The sequence below is a fragment of the Nonomuraea montanisoli genome (genome assembly GCF_013363975.1).
GTDB lineage: Bacteria > Actinomycetota > Actinomycetes > Streptosporangiales > Streptosporangiaceae > Nonomuraea > Nonomuraea montanisoli.
Genome location: NZ_JABWGN010000009.1, coordinates 441,436 through 457,751, shown reverse-complemented (window position 1 = coordinate 457,751; position 16,316 = coordinate 441,436). Strand labels below are relative to the sequence as shown.

The window sequence follows — 16,316 nt, the reverse complement described above, 5'->3', positions numbered from 1 at the left end:
GGCGGCGCCCGATCCCGTTCACACGTGACCGAGCAGGTGCCGGCGGAGAAAGGACAGCTCCACCTCGACGGCCTGCTCGTGCATCTCCATGAACGGCGCATAGTGCCTGCCGGGCATGCGGACAAGCTCCGCGCGGGGCGCTCGCCGCGCCGCACGGAGGGCCGGCCCGGGAGGAGCGGTCTGGTCCTGGTCGCAGGTGAGGACGAGCAGCGGGATCCGTACGCGGGAGGTGTCGCGGCCGGGCTGGTAGAACACGAGGCGGAGCGCGGAGCGGGCCGCGGCCTCCTGCCGCCAGTCCGGGTGCCTGCCGTCGGGGTCGAGCGCGCGCGGGCCGTCGGTGACGTCCGGGGTGGTGAGCATCGCGACGGTGCCCGGCTCGCCGCCGAGCGGCACCAGCAGGGGGCGGCGCCCGGCGAGGGAGCCGACGGCGTCGGCGATGCCCCTGCCGGTGAAGCGCAGCATCGCGAGCGGCTTCTGGTGGCTCGCCGCGCTGCGCGTGGCGGCCGGGCCGCCGACGTTCGGCGTCTGGGCGATCACGGCGGCGACCCGCGGATTGCGCGCCGCGACGCGGATGACGTGACCGCCGGACATGGAGAAGGCCCAGAGCGCGATCCTGGCGGGGTCGACTTCGGGCAGGGTCGCGGCGAACGCGATCGCGGCATCCCAGTCGGCCAGCTGGTTCCTGACGGGCAGGACCAGGTGTGGCCCGCCGCTCTTCCCGACACCGCGATAGTCGAAGGCGAGGACGCTGAATCCGGCATCGTGAAAGCGCCTGGCGAACAGGTCGGTGGCCGGTTCCTTGGGGACCGCGAAGCCCCCCGCCATGACCACACAGGCCCCGTTGGTTCCCGAATAGTGCCAGGCGGCTAACTCGCTGCCGTCGCCGACGAAGCGGACCTCTTCGCGCTCGACGGATCCCGGCACGCCGGTCTCCGGGTGTGTTGACGTCATGCGTGAAGTGAACCACCCGGTTCGCAAATTGTCCATCAGGACGTCGGCGCCGCGACGGGCGGCCGCTCGCCGTCCGCCTCTTCTCGCTCCAGCGCACGGGTCAGGGCCTCGAATCCCGCGGCGATCCCCGCGGCGTCCCGGCTGATGCGCCACTCCACCAGAAAGCCGCGGAGCGTCCCGAGGATCATCTCGGCGACCTCGAGTTTGCGCTGGTCGGACCAGCCCGCCGGACAGAGCGACACCAACGAGGGGAGATACAGCCGGGACGCCTCCCGCCCCAGCCAGGCGAAGCGCTCGGGGGCGTACATCGCCAAGCCGATGGCCTCGTCGAGCACCCGCAGGTGCGGCTCGTCGCCACTGAGCAGAGGCCACATGGCGTGCACCCGGTCGGCCAGCGTCCGATCGGCGGGTCCGCCGGTGGCGGCGGCCATCGCGTTGACGGTGCGCCGTTCGCGCAGCTTGAGCACCGCCTGCCTGAGGAGGTCGTCGGCTCCGGCGAAATGGTAGAGAAGCACCTTGTGCGTGGTGCCGGCCGCGCGTGCGGCCCGCCGGAGAGAGAAGTCCACGAGCCCGTTGACCGCGAGGTCGTCGGTGACGCGATCGAGCAGTTCGCGGCGCCTGGCCTCGCCGCGTGGCGATCCCGCCGATCGCCGGTAGCCCGCCTGTCCTGCCGAGCCGTCATCTGCGGAAGTGTTCATGCCGAGAAGCTTCCACGATCAGGGGCCCGCGCGCAGCGAACGCCCTTGGAGCCGACCTGGCCATGCCTCTTGCCGAGCCGCGGTCCCCGGACGTCCGTGAGCGGCGGGGTGCCGGCTCCCGCGACGTCAGGGCCAGGCGATGACGGCAACCGGCGGGCACGGACGATCACGCGCCGAGCAGGAATCCCGCGGCCGCGCGGTAGAGCGCGTGACGACCGGACTCCAGGTGCATGAGGTGACCGCCCTCGCTGATCTTGACGTCCTGCCGCAGCGGCGATGACGTCATCGCGGCGAACAGGCCGCGGGCGTCCTCGTCCGTGCACATGGAGTCCCACTCGCCACGGATGATGCAGGTGGGTGCCTTGAGCAGACCTGGCTCGTAGGCCAGATCGCCGGACCACGCGGCGAGAATGTCGGCCCGTGGCCCGCTGGGGGTGCGCACACTCGGCGTGCCGCCCCCGCCGGAGAGCGGGTCAGTCGCCAGCCAGTCCGACGCCCACTGGTCGAACTGCGGGGTCAGCACGGGCGGGTGCCCCTCCGGGACGTCGCTGACGAAGCGGGAGTGCTGCTCGGCGACCGTCAGGGGAAACCAGCCCCCCAGGGTGGCCGGGTCCGGCAGGGCGGCCGGGTCCGGCAGGGCGGCCGGCTCACGGCGCGCGAACGGCGCGAACAGGACCAGCCGGTCGACCAGGTCCGCAAAGCGCCCCGCTACCAGGCCGGCGACCATGGTTCCCCAGGAATGCGCCAGCAACGACACCCGCCCACCGCCGCGGACGGCTACGACGTGCTCCACCACGCGTTGGAGCTGACGGGCCGACTCCGCCGCCCGGCCCAGCGGCGGGACCCCGGCCGGGTCACCGTCCTGGCCCGGGTACCGCTGCGAGCGGCCGAACCCGGCGAAGTCGAACGCCCAGACATCCAGGCCCGCTTCGGCGAGATCCGCCCCCCAGGACCGGCCGTCGAACGGATAGCTCACCGACAACGCGGACGGGAACGTGGCGCCGTGGACGTAGAGGACGGCCGGCGAGGACAGCGGCTCACGGCCACGGTACGGCCGCTGTCGGCTGACGAACAGGTCCGGCTCGCCAGGGGTCGAGAGCATCGAGCACTCGACGTCGCGAGCGAAAGGGTGCGTGGAGGTCGTCTCGGTCACGGGACAACTCTGTCGCCGAACCACTTCGATCGACACCGAATCATGGCGGGCCAGTGGTGACGGCCCTCAGACGGTCTTCTGAGGTGCGGGCCCGGCGGCGAGGCCGGCCAGCAACTGCAGGGACGTGGCGGCCGCGGAGCCCCTCGGGGCACTGTAGATCATCATGGTCAGGTCGGGGTCGTCGGGCGCGCGCATGGCCACGTAGTCCAGGTCGAGCGCCCCGATCAGGGGATGGGCGAAGCGTTTGCGGCCGCGGGTCTTGGCGCGCACGGCCTGGTCGGCCCACAACCGGCGGAAGTCCGCGCTGTGCAGCGACAGCTCGCCCACCAGGGCAGCCAGATCGGGATCGTCGGGATGACGGCCGGCGTCGAAACGGAGGTTGGAGACCGTGTCGCAGGCCTTGGCCTGCCAGTCGGGATAGAGGTCGTGGGCCGCCGGGTCGAGGAAGACCAGGCGGGCCATGTTCCGCTCGGCCGCCGGCAGGGCGGGGAAGTCGGCGATCAGGAGCCGGGCCGGCTCGTTCCAGGCCAGGACGTCCAGCCGGCGACCGATGACGTAGGCGGGCACGCCGGCCAGCGCCTCGAGTGCCTGCCGCAGTTCCGGGCCCACCTTCTGGGGGCGGGCCGGACGCCGGCGGGCCGCGGCGGGTCTGGCGAGGTTGTACAGGTAGGCCCGTTCGTCCGCGTCCAGGGCGAGCGCGTCGGCGACGGCGGCGAGCACGTCAGAGGAGACGTTGCGGGCCCGGCCCTGTTCCAGCCGGGTGTAGTAGTCGACGCTCACGCCCGCGAGCAGGGCCAGTTCCTCACGGCGCAGGCCGGCCACCCGCCGTTGCCCGCCGAAGCCGCCCGCGCCCACCGCGTCGGGGCTGAGCCGGGCGCGCCGGCTCTTGAGGAACTCGCTGAGCTGCCGGGCACGATCCATGCCGTCCAGTATCGCGAGACTTGTCGGCTTCTGCCTGGTCCTGTCAGACCCAGGCAGGAGCGACCCCGGTCGAACGGAGCTCTGGCCGGCTTCCGGCCCGGCTCGCACGATGGACCTCGTTCGCTCCGGCGGACAGCACAACGATCACTATCGGCAGGAGCCACACGTGTCGAACACTCTCACCATCGTCGCCGGATTCCGCGCCAAGCCGGGCCAGGAGGAGCGGCTGCGCCACGAGCTGAACGCGATGATCGAGCCGTCCCTGGCGGAACAGGGCTGCCTGGGCTACCGGCCCTACACCGACCCCGCCCGCCCCGACCACATGATCATCGTGGAGGAGTGGGCCGACAGCGCGGCGCTGGATCACCACTTCTCGCTGCCGCACTTCGAGCACGTGGCCCAGGTCCTGGAGGAGATCCTGGCGGAGCCGTTCACCCTGCGCCGCCTGACCGACATCCCCGCCTGAGCGCGACGGGCGGGGATGCGTCTGTGTCACGCCGGGTAGCCCAGCACGCGTCGCGGCGTGATCCGGATCGCCACGCGCACCCGCTCCGGGGGCAGCCGGAGGTACTCCTCTCCCCCGCCGGCGCCCTCGTACTTCTCCGCCAGCTCCGCCGCCAGCCGCCTTCCCTCGTCTTCGGTGACCGTCGCCAGCCCGCGGACCTCGACGTACCTCTCGGGATCCGAAAGGTCGAACACACTGAGACTGGCGCGCGGATCGCGTTCCAGGTTCAGGACCTTGCGCCGTCCGGCCTCGGAGGAGATGACCACGTCGTCACCGTCGGTGCCGACCCAGACGGCGGAGGTCTGGGGGCTGCCGTCGGGGTTGAGCGTGGCGAGGATGCCGATGTTGGGGGCGTCGAGGATCTTCCGCGCGGATTCGGTCAGGGAAATGCTCATGATCCGCAGCTTACGAGCTCAGGTGCGCGCGGCAAGGGATGAGCCGCCTCACCGGCCGAGGCCGAGGGCTTCGAGCAGTGCCGGATCCCACCGGCCCGCGCTCGCGTCGTACAGGGCGAAGGTCGGCCCGAAGGACCAGTAGCCCCACGAGAAGCCGTGCTCCTCGGCCAGTCGCCGGTTGAAGGAGGCCCACCGGGCGCGCGAGCCGAGGTCGGCGTTGCCGGACGAGCCGAACTCCCCGACGAAGATCGGCCTGTCGTGCGCGCGCGCCCACTCGGCCAGACCGGCGAAGGCGCCGGACAGCACGGAGCGTTCCTCGTGGCTGCCCTCCCAGGTGGTGCCCAGCCAGGAGAGGGGGTCGCCGAACGGGGTGTCGGTGCCGAGCCAGGTCTCGCCCTGCATGGTGAACGTGGTCGGCCAGTACTGGTGGACCGTGACGATCAGGTTGCGGTCCTGCTCGGGCAGGTCGAGGTCGGGCAGGCGGCGCAGGTTGTTGTAGGAGGCCGGGCCGATGACCACGGCCCGGACCGGGTCGGCCTCGCGCAGGGCGGCGAGGATCCGGCGCAGGTAGTCGTTCCAGAGGGGGTCGAGAGGGCCGCGGGGCTCGGCCAGAGGTTCGAGCATGACCTGGGCGGGGCGGCCGGAGAAGCGCGCGGCGACCTGGTGGGTGGTGGCGAGCAGCCGGTCGAGGTGGCGAGGTGGGGCGGCGTGCAGGTCCGGGTCCTGCAGGTTGTTCAGCACGACGCTCACTCCGCGTTCGGCCGCCTGGTCGAGGAGGAGGTCGACGCGGTCCAGGACCGCCGGCTCCACGACGAACCGTCCCTGGGACTCGGTCGTGTGCGCGGCCCAGCACGTCGCCAGCCGGACGGCGGTGAATCCGGCTTCGCGGCACAGGTCGAGATGGCGCGGGCCGACCGGGACGGTCCATCCCCGTTCCAGCTCGGCGCCGAAGTCGGCGCCGATGTTGATCGTGCGGGCCAGGAGCCGGTTGGTCTCGTGGATGGAGGGGGTGCTCATTTATCTGACGTCTCTCTTCGGGGACTCGGGGTCGGGCCAGGTCGTGGCCGGGTCGCGGAGCTGGGCGGCGAAGGCGCGCAGCCAGTCGAGTTCGGCGCGGCGCAGGGCCAGGGGGAAGGCGTGGTCGGCGAGGAACACCGGCCCGACCCCGTTCCGGGCGGCGGCGTCCAGCGCCTGGCCGGTTTCGCCGACGTGCCGCTCCGTCCGCTCGGCCCGGCGTTCGAGCAGGGCGATCACCTCGGTCCGGGGAAGGGCGAACATGAACATCAGCGCGACCGTGAAACCGGAGGTGTCGCCTTCGGGACCGTCGAACAGCTCGCGCAGCCAGTCGCGCAGCCTCGCGCGCCCGGCCACCGTGATGTGGTAGACGGTCCGCTCGGGCCGGGCGCCCTCGCGAACCGTCTCCCCCTGGGTGACCAGTCCCGCGCCGACCAGGCGGGGCAGGACGTCGTAGAACGACGCGTTCTTGATCTTCAGGGTGCGGTCGTGGCCGCGTTCGCGCATCTCCAGGCGCATGTCGTAGACGTGACGTGCGCGCTCGGCCAGCAGGCCGAGCACGGCCACGGTCATGGGGGTACGCAACGGACGTGGCGTCATCGAACACTCCATAGTCGAATTCGACTAGACGAAATCGACTATAGCGGACGAGGCTCGGCGGCGATGACCTTGTCCGCGGGCCGGGGCCGGGACCGGGACTCTGGCTACTGTTGATCCGCATGACGCACACCGAGATCGAGATCACCGCGGAGCTGGTGCGGGATCTGCTCCGCGACCAGCACCCCGACCTGGCCGATCATCCTGTGAGGCTCGGCGCGCGCGGCTGGGACAACCAGCTGTGGCGGCTCGGCGACGACCTCGCCGTCCGGTTGCCCTGGGCGACGGAGTCCGCGGACGAGCTGCTGCTCAAGGAGCACACCTGGCTGCCCGCCCTCGCCCCGCGCCTCCCGCTGCCGATTCCCGTCCCGCAGCGCCTCGGCGAGCCGTCCGCGCGGTTTCCGCGCCCCTGGATCGTCACCACCTGGGTGCCGGGCGAGCCCGCCGACCACGCCCCCGTCACGCGCGGCGCGGAGGCGGCCGACGCCCTGGCCGCCTTCCTGACCGCGCTTCACCGGCCCGCCCCCGACGGAGCGCCCACCGGCCGGGACCGCGGAGGGTCGCTGGCCGCCTACTCCGAGGGCTTCGTCAAGGGGCTGGCCTCGGCCACCGAGATGGGGCTCATCGCCGACCCGGACGCCGTCCGCGCGGTCTGGGACGACGCCGTCGCCGCGCCCGGCTGGACGGGCCCGGCGCTATGGCTCCACGGCGACCTGCATCCGGCCAACGTCCTCACCGCGGACGGCACCATCTGCGGCGTGATCGACTTCGGCGACCTCTTCGCGGGCGATCCGGCCGGCGACCTCGCCGCCGCCTGGAACGTGCTGCCGGACGGCGCCGCCGACCGCTTCCTTGACGCCTACCAGCCGGCCCCGGACGCCGCGACCCGGCGCCGCGCACGCGGATGGGCGCTACGCCGCGCCCTCGGCGGCGTCCATGTCGGAGAAGCCGGCGTCCGCGGCCGCCCGGGTGGCAAGGCCACCTGGGGCCCACCCGCCCACGCCGCACTGCGACGCCTCGTCGCGACGCACGCCCAGGGCTAGATCGCCGGAATCCCCGAGACCCTTCTCGCCGCTACGGCCGGGACCGCAAGGGGAGGGGGCCGAAGGCGTGCCCGGCCCACAGCTCACGAGAGGTCTCCTCCGGGTAGGCCGTCACCCTCGGCTCGGTGTCGATGATCCAGGTATGCCTGTTGCGCGGCTCGTACGCCGGCCAGCCCGGATCCCCGGTCGCGGCGAAGGCGGTCCACGCCGCGCGGACCCGGGCCGACAGCTCGGCCGCGGCGGGCGGCGGATCCTGTCCGATCAGCAGTCCTGCCGCGCCGGCGGTCAGGTTGCCGAACGTCAGCGGCAGGCCGAGCCCGTGGCAGGCGCCGAGGGCACCGTTGCCGGGGGCCGGCCAGGTCAGCTCGTACAGGTGGGCTCGCCCGCGCCTGTGATGGGCCTCGGCCAGCCGGACGGACGGCATCCGGAACAACCAGTCGGAGTGCACCAGCTCGTACAGCCGCTCCTCCCCCGCCCCCGGATGGGCGGCCCGGTAGGCCTCCGGGGCGGGAGCGAGCTCCCGCAGCGCGGTGTCCGCCTGCTCGGCGGTGATCTGCCCGATGTCGCCCGTGATGGCCATGAACAGCCGGTACTCGTCGCGGGTGTGCCCCACGATCAGCTCCACGTCGCGCGCGGCCCCGTCCGCCGATGGCTGCCACGGCACCGCGGGCAGCACCTCGCCGTCCACGACCGGCGCGAACGGCGTCCGGACGTACGCGGCCCCGCCCCACCGCGGGCAGCCGCCCATCGTCTCCGCCACCGCGTCGCCGGCGTCGGCCAGCCGCTCGGGCGGCAGGCGGGCGAGGTCGCCGGCGAACGGCGGCAGGCCCAGCTCGGCGGCCACGGCGGCGGCGATGTCGGCGGCCAGCTCGGCGGAGAAGTACAGGCCGGGCACGCTCTGCACGATCGCCCTGCGGAACAGCCCGGCGGCCTGGGGCATCGTCATCAGCGCCGCGATGCTCCCGGCGCCGGCGGACTCCCCGAAGACGGTCACCCGATCCGGGTCTCCGCCGAAGGCCGCGATGTTGTCACCCACCCAGCGCAGGGCGGCCACCTGGTCCAGTAACCCGCGGTTGGCCGGTGCCCCCGGGAAGTGCCCGAAGCCCTCGGCGGAGAGCCGGTAGTTGAAGGTGACCACGACGACGCCGTCCCGGGCGAGCACGCGGCCGTCGAAGACCGGGTCGCCGGACCACCCGTACATGTAGCCGCCGCCGTGGATCCACACCATCACCGGCAGCCGGGCCGCGCCCAGGTCGGGGGACCAGACGTTGACGGTCAGCCAGTCGCCGTCGGCGCCGTCCGCGCGGGACGCGCCGAGCAACCGGGACTGCGGCGGCGGCGGGCCGAACGCGACGGCCTCGCGCACCCCGTCCCACGGCTCGGCCGGCGCCGGCGCGGCAAGCCGCAGGGCACCGACCGGCGGGCACGCGAACGGCACACCACGGAAGACGACCACGCCGTCCTCGATCCGCCCGCGCAGCCGTCCCGTGCTCACCCGGACCTCGGGGTCCGCAGATCCGATGGCGCTCATGGCGCGCTCCTCTTCCAGGGGGCCGGCTCACACGGCCGGACGCGGCCATCCTCGCCCGAACCGCCGCTCGGCGCACCTCGATTTCGGGCGGGATGCCGGGAGGAGTCGATCCTGACCGGCCGGTCCTCGGCCTCGGCCTCGTCCTCGGCCGAGTGGCCCAATGGCCGAGGCGCACCGAGGGATGATCGTCCCAATGGCCGAGGCGCGTGGACGCCGCGGGCCGTGACGCTGATCCCATGAACAAGACCTTGTTGTCGGCCGTGACAGGCGTGACCGTGCTCGGGATGCTCGCGTCGCCGTCATCGGCGGCCGGCGCCGCCGCCGCGCGGACGCCGGAGCTCCGCCAAGAGGACGCGCTCGCCCGATTCGAGCACCAGGAGATCGTCTGGCACGGCTGCCGGACCGGCCCGGACGACGCGGCCGGCAAGCGACTGGACGCCGCCGGGGCGCGATGCGCCGCGCTGACGATCCCGCTCGACTACGCGAACCCGGACGGACGGACCATCAAGGTCGCGATATCCCGGCTGAAGGCCACCGCCCCCGGGCGGCGCCGAGGGGTGCTCCTGATCAACCCGGGCGGCCCCGGTGTCCCCGGTCTGTCCCAGGTCCTGCTCGGGCCCGCCGTGCCCGGGATCGCGGCCCGATACGACCTGATCGGGATGGACCCCCGATTCGTCGGGCGCAGCGCCGTCGCGTCCGTGGGCTGCCGGTGGAACACGGGCACCTTCGTGCGCTCCGCCGGCCCGAGCCGGGACACGTTCGACGAGGCGGCGGCTCTGATGCGGAGGCTGGCGGCCGGGTGCGCGGGGAGCGACCACGGCATGCTGCCGCACGCCTCCACCCGCAACACCGCCCGCGACATGGACGTGGTCCGCGCGGCGCTGGGAGCGCCGAAGCTGTCCTATCTCGGCGTCTCGTACGGCACCTACCTGGGCGCGGTGTACCTGCGGATGTTCCCCGACCGGGCCGACCGGTTCGTGCTGGACAGCGCGGTGGATCCCGGCGCGTACGGTCCGGGCCTGCTGCGCCCCGCCGGACCGGCCATGGAGGCGGCGCTGCGGAACTGGGCGGCCTGGGCCGCGCACCGTCGCGACCACCCGCACCTGGGCGCCACGGCCGCGCACCGTCGCGACCGCCCGCACCTGGGCGCCACGGCCGGGCGCGTGCTGGCCACCGTCGACGAGATCGCCCGGAGCGCCGGCCGCCGTCCGCTCCGCGTCGGTTCCTACCGGGTCGACGCCCACCTGCTTCCCTACGTGCTCGCCGTCCAGCTCGCGGACGACGGGAAGGAGGCGTACGCGGGCCTCGCCGCCGACGTCGCCCTGCTGCGCGACGCCGCACGCGGCGCCCGCGTGGTCCCGACCGCGTCACTGGACCGGCTCCTGAAGGACGCCCTCACCAGCGCCGGAGAAGGGTTCGATCGAGCGGGCACCCCCGTCCTCTGCGCGGACCGGGCCGCCTCCCGCGACCCCGATGCCTACTTCCGCGACATCCAGGCCCACCGGGCCGGCGAGCCGCTGTTCGGCCCGATGACCCGCGACCTCTCCCCGTGCGCGTTCTGGCCCGCGGCACCCGCCGAGCCTCCCACGGACGTCCGCACCGACGCCCCCGCCCTGATCGTCGGAGCCGCCGGCGACCCCTGGACTCCCCATGTCGGCCAGCGCGCCATGCGGCGGGCCCTGAGCGGCGCCCGCATGATCACCCTGAGGGGCGCGTACCGGCACGGCGTCTTCCTCGCCGCCGGCGCCCCCTGCGTCGACACCGCCGTCACCCGCTACCTGGTCGACGGCGTTCTGCCCGCCACCAACACCACCTGCGCGAGGAACGGCGCCACCGGCGGTTGACCACGCCGTCAGCCCTGGGGAAGGTCACTTCTTCTTGGGGAAGGCGGCGCTCAGCGCGGAACCGCGGGTGACGAAGGCGACGCCGATCAGGGCCGGTGCGGACAGGCCCTGGAGCACGGCGTACCACGCGGGGCAGAGGCCGGGGATCAGGTCGACGCCGATGATCGCGATCGGCATGACGGTGGACAGGGTGCGCACGCGGTCGAACGCCTTGTACGACCCCTCCGAGGCGCGGACGGTCATCCGGTGGATCAGCGGGGTGACCGCGAGCAGGACGGCTCCCCGGATCCACATGAACGAGGTCGCCTCGTGGCCGGCGAACGCCATCACGGCGACCACTCCGAGGACGACGGCGCTGACGGCGCCGAAGAGCGTGACGCACTTCTTCACCGTGGCGAAGGCCTCCTGGGTGCGGGCGTCGCCGAGGTGCGCCGTCGCGGTCGTGAGGTCGGGCCGGTGGCCGCCGAGCGGACGCGGCCGACTCCCCGGCGGTGCCGCTTCGTCGTCGGCCTCGTTGTCGGTGAACCGCGGGCGTGCGGCCGACGGGTCCGCTCAGGTGAGGAGTCTCGCGAACCTGGCCATCTCGGAGGGTGGGTCGATCACCGGCTGGATGAGCAGCTCGTCGATACCGGCCTGTTCCAGGGTGGCGATGCGGGCGCGAAGGTCGTCGCAGGTGCCGACCAGGGCCACGGTGTTCATCAGCGAGGGCAGGATCAGGTCCCGGTCCTCCGGCGCGATGCGTCCGAGGTAGTCGGGGTAGAGCTTGGTGTGCCGGTCGGGCGCGGTGGCGGTGGTGCCGCGCCGGTCGAGAAGCCGCCGCACCGCCTCGCGCTCCTCGGGGCCGAGCTGCTCGGCGAAGGCGCGCGCGTCGCCGGCGGTGTCGGCGGCGAAGGCCAGCAGCGACAGGACGACATGACCGGTCGCGTCACGGGCCGCGTCTCCGTGGGGGTCCTCGTCCTCGTCCTCGTCGAGTATGTGCAGCGCGGTGACCAGGTAGGAGTCCGTGCGGGAGCCGGGGGCGCGCGGCGTGCCGTCGGCGGCCCGGCGGCGGGCCTCGTGCAGTGCGTGCCAGGCGGTGGGGTCCAGCAGGCCGAAAGAGATCAGGCCGGTGCCGCGGCGGCGGCCGCCTTCGGCCCGAGCAGCGCGGCCACGACGAACTCGACCGGGTCGGCCGTGTTCACCTGCGACCCGGTGTGCAGGAACCGGACGTCGCGGACCCGGTCACCTTCCCGGTACTCGATGGTGCGTCCGGCGCACAGGTCCTGCAGCGCGGCGGTGAAGTTCTCCATCATGGCCGTCGTGGCCGGCCGCATGCCCAGCGTGCGCCGGGCGGTGTTCCCGGTGCCGACGCCGCAGATGATCCGGCCCGGCGCCAGGGCGTTGAGGCTGGCGAACCCGCTCGCGGCGGCCGGCGCCGAGCGCAGCGCCGGTGAGGTCACGCCGATGCCGAGCCTGATGCGGCTGGTCGCCTTCGCACACAGTCCCAGGGCGACGAAGGGGTCGCCGTGGACCATCGGGCTGTCGTTCACCCAGAAACTGTGCAGGCCCAACTCCTCGGCCTGCACGGCGAGATCCTCCACACCGGGGCACGCGGTGACCACGACGCCTGCACGCACCCGAACCTCCACGGCGCAAAGGACCGACTCGAACGTACTCAGCCTGACATCAGACGGTGGATCGAGCACGTCGAAGTCGATCGCAGGGTCGGCGCCGTGCGGTTGCGCGTGTCGTACGACGGCCGGCGGCGAGGGCCTTTCGCGAGGTGGGCGGACACCACCGAGCCCTCGCAGACCATCCACGAGGACGAGCACGCCATCGCCTTCCTCAACCTCGCCCAGGCCACCAGGGGTCACACGCTGGTCGTCCCGGGAGCGCATCACCGGGACTTGGGAGAGATCCCAGCGGAGACGGCGGCACACGTGATGCGGGCCGCCGTCGAGGTGTCCTGCCCCGGTTCGAGTCCACCGACCTCACGCCGCCCTGGGCGGAGGTCGAGCACCCGGTCGAGTCCCTTGCGGGGTTGGCCGAGGAGATCAGGTCCTGGCGCTGAAGGCGAGCGCCAGGACAGGCTCCGATCGCGGGCGGCTTGATCTGCTCGTGGCCCCTGCTTCGGGCTGGTCGTACGGACATAATGAGCGCGTGACGATGACCACAGCAGAAGCGGGCAAGATCCTCACCGCCAACTTCGCCCCCTGGGTTCTGTCGCTCGGACTGACCGTGGAGGCCGTGGCAGACGACCGCGCCATTCTCCGGATGCCCTGGTCGCAGCAACTGGCCAGGGAAGGAGGCGCGCTGTCCGGTCAGGCGATGATGGCGGCCGCGGACACGGCCACAGTCATCGCCATAGCGGCGGCGCGGGGCGCGTACGGGCCGATGACCACGGTGCAGCAGTCCACGACGTTCCAGCGGGCAGTGACGGGCAGCGACGTCCTGATCGAAGCCGTCGTCACGAAGCTGGGCCGTCGGATGGCCTTCGCCGACGTCGCCCTCAACGACGAGAGCAGCGGAGAAACCGCGGCCCGAGCCTCCACGGTCTACGCCCTCCTGGGCTGACGCCCCCCTACGCCCGCCCTCGCTTCTCGCCGCCACCATCGAGTGCGTTCCACGCTTGCCGAACCATTCAACGGACGAAACAAAAAAGCGAAGAAATGCGACCGATAAAGGTGGCGGCACCCTCCCCCGGCCGGGAAACCAGCTTTCACCTCGCATTCAATTCGTTTCCCATTCATCTGCAAGAGCGCTTCGCGACTCTCGTTTCCACAGGAAAGCGGCGCCGAGCGGAAGCGGGTTCACGTGGGCATGCGTTCGGAAGACCCGGACATTCTGCGCGACATCGTGTCCGCCGCAATCGGGCGCGCGGGCGCGCGGGACTGGTCCATCGCCGAGGAAGATTTCTGGTGCAAGGTCACCCCCGACGCCTACCCGATGCCCGACCAGGGATGGAAGCTGCACGTCTCGGCGACGATGCTCTCCGCCCCGCTGGCGCTCGCCCGCGTCTCGCGAGTACTCACCGAGGCCCGTTGCGCTTTCAAGTTCCCCGCCCGGCTGAGCGACTACTGGAAACTCCTCGAACCGCACTGCAGCCGTGCGCAGGCCGGGAAGTTCATCACCGTCTATCCCCTCGACGACGCCGAGTCGGTGCGCCTGGCCGCCCTGCTCGACGACGTCACCCGGGGACTTCCCGGCCCGGTGATCCTTTCCGACCGTCCGTACCGGACGGGCGGGATCGTCCACTACCGCTACGGCGCCTTCAGCGGGCACCGCGTGCTCGGCAACGACGGGTTCTACGAGATTCGGCTGCGTTCGCCGCAGGGCCGGCTCGTTCCCGACGAACGGCGGCCGAGTTTCTCCCCGCCGCCGTGCGCGACCTGCCCGTTCGAGGCTCCGGCGGCCGCCCGCCCGCGGGCGGCCGCGGTGATGCTCAATGACCGGTTCATCGTCCGCAAAGCCGTACGGCATGCGAACCGCGGCGGCGTCTACCTCGCCGAGGACACCACCACCGGCCACGACGTCGTCGTCAAAGAGGGGCGTCGGCACGCGTGCGCCGATCTGAGCGGCCGCGACGCGCGCGACCGGATCGCGGCCGAACGTTCCTGCCTGGAAGACCTCGCCACGGCCGGGATCACGCCGGCCGTGGTGGACTTCTTCGAGCAGGGCGGCCACACCTTCCTCGTCGAGGAGTTCGTCCCGGGGATCACGCTGCAGCGCTGGTCGGACGAGAACGCCGGACCGCTGGGCGAGGACGGGTTCGGCGGCGCGGCGGCGCAGGTCCTGCCCGTCATCAGCCGCCTGACCGCGTTGCTGGAGACGCTGCACGGCCGAGGCTACGTGTTCGGTGACCTGTCGCCGAACAACGTGATGCTCTCGCCCGGCGGCGAACTACGGCTCATCGACCTGGAGCACGCGGCCGTGCCGGGCACCACCGTCATGGTGGGCGGGACTCCGGGCTACCTCGCCCCGGAGCTGGCGGGCCACACGGGGGAGTTCCGGCCCGCCCCCCACGCGGCCGCCGACCTCTACAGCCTCGGCGCGATCGTGTACTTCCTCGCGGTCGGCGCCCACCTGGACCCGCCGGGCCCCGACCCGGCGGCCAGGGTGGCAGCGGTCGCAGCGGCCAACCCCACGCTCGCCCTGCTGCGACCGCTCGTGGAAGGACTGCTGGCGACGGAACCGGAGCGGCGCTGGTCACTGGACAGCTGCCTCCGCTTCCTCGCCGCGCCCGCCCCGGAGCGGGCCGCCCCCCACCACCGGACCCGGCCACCGCGGCGGGTCGGCCGCCTGATCGACGACGGGATCGCGCACCTGGTGGAGACGATGGACACGAGCGAGGACGCCCCGTCGCCGTGGCCCAACGCCGCCGACGGCATCGAAGCCGACCCGTGCTCGGTCAACGGCGGCGCGGCGGGAATCCTCGGCGTCCTGACGCGGGCCGAACCGCACGCGCCGGCAACCGCGGAACTCGCCCGCTGGTTGAGGCGGCGGCTGGCGGCCGAGGACGTCTGGCCGCCCGGCCTGTACTTCGGGCGCTCCGGCGCGGTGTGGGCGCTGTACGACGCGGCGACGGCCATGGGCGACGCCGAGCTGGCACGGTTCGCGGTGCGCACAGCGCGGCGGCTGCCCACCGACCACCCCAGCTCCGACGTGACGCACGGCCTGGCCGGATGCGGCATGACGCTCCTGCACATCGCACTGGCCTCGGGAGATCCCGCGCTGCGGGACCGGGCCGCCGAGACCTTCCAGAACCTGCATCAGGCGCGGTCGTACAGCGACGGCCACCCGCAGTGGCCGACGCCGCAGACCTACGACTCGGGCCTGGCCGGGGCCAACCACTTCGGTTTCGCGCACGGCATCGCCGGCATCGGGACCGCGTTGCTCCACGCGGGCCTGGCCCTCCACCGGCCGGACTGGACGGCGACCGTCCACGAGATCGCTCGCGCCCTCTACGAACACGCCGAAGTGGACGGCGACACCGCCTGGTGGCCGACGCAGCGCGGCGACCTGTCGACCGTGCGCCCGCGCCGGCCGTACTGGTGCAGCGGCTCCTCCGGGATCGGCTCGTTCCTCGTGAGGTACTGGCGCGCCACCGGCGACCCGCCCGCGCTGGACCTGGCGCGCAAGGCCGCGGCGGCCGTGCACCGCACCCGATGGCAGTCGGGGCCGGTGCCGTGCCACGGACTGCCCGGCGACGGCGAGTTCCTGCTCGACATGGCCGATCTCACCGGTGACGACCGCTACCAGCGGTGGGCGCGGGACCTGGCCGGATGCCTGGAGATCCGCGCGGCCGATCGTCGCGGCCGCCTGCTCGTCCCCGGATCCCAGGGAGACTTCCCGCCGACCTTTCTCGCCGGCACGGCGGGGATCGTCGCCTTCCTCCTCCGGCTTCGCGACCGGTCCGCCCGGTTGTGGATGCCGGAGGAGGCCCCCAGGCTCGCCGCTCCCGTAGCGGGACGGCGATGACAGACGGCCGCGCCACAGGCGGCCCCGGCATTCACAAGGAGGTGAACGACCATGTCCTTCGACGTTGAGGACCTGCAGGCGCTCCAGGAGCTCGAGCCCGGCGCCCACGAGGCGCTCCGGCTGACCAACTGCATCAAGCACTTCGGCTGCACCGACAACTGACAGCCGACCCCGCCCGCCCGGACACGGGCGGGCGGGGCTCTGTTC

The 16,316-nt window shown here is 72.9% G+C and carries 17 protein-coding genes; 6 read left to right on the top strand and 11 right to left on the bottom strand.

Annotation, left to right across the window (positions count from 1 at the left end):
- Positions 1 to 18 precede the first annotated feature (18 nt).
- The 4 genes from HTZ77_RS25330 to HTZ77_RS25315 all read right to left on the bottom strand — a co-directional run bounded on the left by HTZ77_RS25330 (position 19) and on the right by HTZ77_RS25315 (position 3,723).
- On the bottom strand, positions 19 to 951 hold the full coding sequence (locus HTZ77_RS25330) for an alpha/beta hydrolase (protein ID WP_175592149.1): 933 nt from the start codon (positions 949 to 951) through the stop codon (positions 19 to 21).
- Positions 952 to 986: 35 nt separating this feature from the next.
- Positions 987 to 1,649 carry a TetR/AcrR family transcriptional regulator gene (locus tag HTZ77_RS25325; RefSeq protein WP_175592148.1) on the bottom strand — a complete coding sequence of 221 codons (663 nt, stop codon included), beginning with the start codon at positions 1,647 to 1,649 and terminating at the stop codon, positions 987 to 989.
- Between the two features lie 166 nt (positions 1,650 to 1,815).
- Entirely contained in the window at positions 1,816 to 2,802 is a 987-nt protein-coding gene (locus HTZ77_RS25320) for an alpha/beta fold hydrolase (RefSeq protein ID WP_175592147.1), read from the bottom strand.
- 66 nt (positions 2,803 to 2,868) lie between these two features.
- Positions 2,869 to 3,723, bottom strand: a complete 855-nt coding sequence (locus HTZ77_RS25315; RefSeq protein WP_175592146.1) for a helix-turn-helix domain-containing protein — start codon at positions 3,721 to 3,723, stop codon at positions 2,869 to 2,871.
- 166 nt (positions 3,724 to 3,889) lie between these two features.
- On the opposite strand from HTZ77_RS25315, the gene HTZ77_RS25310 reads away from it, so the two are divergent.
- Positions 3,890 to 4,189, top strand: coding sequence for a putative quinol monooxygenase (locus HTZ77_RS25310; protein WP_205303387.1), 300 nt, complete (start codon positions 3,890 to 3,892; stop codon positions 4,187 to 4,189).
- A 26-nt stretch (positions 4,190 to 4,215) separates the two neighbouring features.
- Here the strand turns inward: HTZ77_RS25310 and HTZ77_RS25305 are convergent, their stop codons facing one another.
- Genes HTZ77_RS25305 through HTZ77_RS25295 form a run of 3 tightly spaced genes read right to left on the bottom strand, consistent with a single transcriptional unit; the run spans position 4,216 to position 6,237 of the window.
- Positions 4,216 to 4,623, bottom strand: coding sequence for a PPOX class F420-dependent oxidoreductase (locus HTZ77_RS25305; protein WP_175592144.1), 408 nt, complete (start codon positions 4,621 to 4,623; stop codon positions 4,216 to 4,218).
- Positions 4,624 to 4,671: 48 nt separating this feature from the next.
- Entirely contained in the window at positions 4,672 to 5,640 is a 969-nt protein-coding gene (locus HTZ77_RS25300) for a glycoside hydrolase family 5 protein (RefSeq protein ID WP_175592143.1), read from the bottom strand.
- Positions 5,641 to 6,237, bottom strand: a complete 597-nt coding sequence (locus HTZ77_RS25295) for a PadR family transcriptional regulator (RefSeq protein WP_175592142.1) — start codon at positions 6,235 to 6,237, stop codon at positions 5,641 to 5,643.
- Between the two features lie 119 nt (positions 6,238 to 6,356).
- Here HTZ77_RS25295 and HTZ77_RS25290 point away from each other — a divergent pair, with 119 nt between their 5' ends.
- A complete protein-coding gene (locus HTZ77_RS25290) occupies positions 6,357 to 7,277 on the top strand; it encodes an aminoglycoside phosphotransferase family protein (RefSeq protein WP_175592141.1) in 921 nt (306 codons plus the stop codon).
- Between the two features lie 31 nt (positions 7,278 to 7,308).
- Here the strand turns inward: HTZ77_RS25290 and HTZ77_RS25285 are convergent, their stop codons facing one another.
- On the bottom strand, positions 7,309 to 8,808 hold the full coding sequence (locus HTZ77_RS25285) for a carboxylesterase/lipase family protein (protein WP_175592140.1): 1,500 nt from the start codon (positions 8,806 to 8,808) through the stop codon (positions 7,309 to 7,311).
- A 236-nt stretch (positions 8,809 to 9,044) separates the two neighbouring features.
- On the opposite strand from HTZ77_RS25285, the gene HTZ77_RS25280 reads away from it, so the two are divergent.
- On the top strand, positions 9,045 to 10,652 hold the full coding sequence (locus HTZ77_RS25280; protein ID WP_175592139.1) for an alpha/beta hydrolase: 1,608 nt from the start codon (positions 9,045 to 9,047) through the stop codon (positions 10,650 to 10,652).
- 24 nt (positions 10,653 to 10,676) lie between these two features.
- On the opposite strand, the gene HTZ77_RS25275 is transcribed toward HTZ77_RS25280, so the two are convergent.
- From HTZ77_RS25275 to HTZ77_RS45420, 3 genes are all read right to left on the bottom strand, one after another.
- Complete coding sequence (locus HTZ77_RS25275; RefSeq protein ID WP_175592138.1) at positions 10,677 to 11,042, bottom strand: hypothetical protein; 366 nt, start codon at positions 11,040 to 11,042, stop codon at positions 10,677 to 10,679.
- A gap of 162 nt (positions 11,043 to 11,204) precedes the next feature.
- Complete coding sequence (locus tag HTZ77_RS45425; protein ID WP_205303385.1) at positions 11,205 to 11,474, bottom strand: hypothetical protein; 270 nt, start codon at positions 11,472 to 11,474, stop codon at positions 11,205 to 11,207.
- A 278-nt stretch (positions 11,475 to 11,752) separates the two neighbouring features.
- Positions 11,753 to 12,268 (bottom strand): LLM class flavin-dependent oxidoreductase, encoded by a 516-nt coding sequence (locus HTZ77_RS45420; protein WP_205303383.1) that lies wholly within the window; start codon positions 12,266 to 12,268, stop codon positions 11,753 to 11,755.
- Here HTZ77_RS45420 and HTZ77_RS48780 point away from each other — a divergent pair.
- The 3 genes from HTZ77_RS48780 to lanL all read left to right on the top strand — a co-directional run bounded on the left by HTZ77_RS48780 (position 12,158) and on the right by lanL (position 16,109).
- Entirely contained in the window at positions 12,158 to 12,742 is a 585-nt protein-coding gene (locus HTZ77_RS48780; protein ID WP_407940545.1) for an HIT domain-containing protein, read from the top strand. The two genes, HTZ77_RS45420 and HTZ77_RS48780, sit on opposite strands and share 111 nt — an antisense overlap.
- A gap of 55 nt (positions 12,743 to 12,797) precedes the next feature.
- On the top strand, positions 12,798 to 13,205 hold the full coding sequence (locus HTZ77_RS25260; protein ID WP_235995157.1) for a PaaI family thioesterase: 408 nt from the start codon (positions 12,798 to 12,800) through the stop codon (positions 13,203 to 13,205).
- 282 nt (positions 13,206 to 13,487) lie between these two features.
- Positions 13,488 to 16,109, top strand: a complete 2,622-nt coding sequence (gene lanL / locus HTZ77_RS25255) for a class IV lanthionine synthetase LanL (RefSeq protein ID WP_175592135.1) — start codon at positions 13,488 to 13,490, stop codon at positions 16,107 to 16,109.
- Positions 16,110 to 16,316 lie beyond the last annotated feature (207 nt).